Source organism: Flavonifractor sp. An91 (genome assembly GCF_002159225.1).
Classification (GTDB): domain Bacteria; phylum Bacillota; class Clostridia; order Oscillospirales; family Oscillospiraceae; genus Flavonifractor; species Flavonifractor avicola.
Window position 1 is genome coordinate 1 of record NZ_NFHA01000100.1, and the last position, 851, is coordinate 851.

General features: G+C 49.9%; 1 pseudogene. It reads right to left on the reverse strand.

From position 1 onward, the window contains the following. Window positions 1–32: 32 nt before the first annotated feature. Window positions 33–792 (reverse strand): annotated as a pseudogene (locus B5G42_RS17630) (IS5 family transposase). Between the last annotated feature and the right edge of the window lie 59 nt (window positions 793–851).

Genomic DNA, 851 nt, shown 5'->3' on the forward strand with positions numbered 1-851 from the left:
TAGGCCCTGTTTGAAAAATGTGTAGTTTTGTTCTAAAACAACAAGATAGCAATAGCGGCAAGGTAGACGAAGGCCAGAAAAGAGGCATCCAATTTGTCATATCTGGTAGCAACTCTCCGAAACCACTTGATTTTCTGAAAGAAACACTCAATCAGATGCCGCTCCTTGTACATATGCCAATCTACTGGCCAGGGCTGGGAAACATTTTTCTGAGGCGGAATCACATAACTGGCTCCACGTTCTGAGATATATTCCCGAATAGCTTGTGCACCGTAAGCACGGTCTGCCAGTATGGTGCTTCCACGGATCTTGACTTGTTTCAATAGCTCAACGGCGTGAACAGAATCGTGGTCATTTCCGGCGGAGAGAAGGAACTCCACAGGATTCCCCAGACCATCCACGACAGCATGAATCTTTGTATTCAGCCCGCCTCTGGTGCGGCCAACTGCCTTATCCGCCGTTTTTTCCCCCACCGTTGGCACTTTCGTGCACCTTTATGCAGGTAGAGTCCACACTCAGATTTTCCATGTCTGCATCCCCAGAAAGCGCGCGAAACACCCTTTCCAGTGTGCCGTTATCCCGCCATTTGGCAAATCGGGCATACACTGACTGCCAGGGGCCGTAGGCCTCCGGCAGCTCCCGCCACTGGGCGCCACTTCGGACAATCCAGAGCATTCCATTCAGCATCGTCCGGTTGTCCTTGCGCGGGCGGCCTCGCTTTCCTGTTTCTTCTGGTGGCAGCATCGGTCTGATCCGTTCCCATTGTTCTTTTGTTAATTCATAGCGTTTCATGCCCTTAGTTTTACATATTGCGTCCTTTTGTGCAACTTTTATTTTTCAAACAAGGCCTA